Raw genomic sequence first — 234 nt, forward strand, 5'->3', positions numbered from 1 at the left:
TGGAGATATGGACGCTCACATAGTGAGTTGACCACTGCGGAGTGGTAGTTCAGTTGGTTAGAATACCGGCCTGTCACGCCGGGGGTCGCGGGTTCGAGTCCCGTCCACTCCGCCACTTATTTAAAAAAGCCCTAATCGAAAGATTAGGGCTTTTTTACGTTTGTCGTTTGGGAAAATGATACCAATCTCTTGTGCGCATTTTTGCGACTTGGCCTCTGCACTCCAAAAAGCCAT

1 tRNA gene is annotated in these 234 nt (G+C 49.1%); it reads left to right on the plus strand.

The window, feature by feature from the left end:
* The first annotated feature begins 38 nt into the window (after positions 1–38).
* Positions 39–115, plus strand: a tRNA-Asp gene (locus tag FCV43_RS20215).
* Positions 116–234 lie beyond the last annotated feature (119 nt).

The organism is Vibrio genomosp. F6 (assembly GCF_005146325.1).
Taxonomy (GTDB): Bacteria; Pseudomonadota; Gammaproteobacteria; order Enterobacterales; family Vibrionaceae; genus Vibrio; species Vibrio cortegadensis.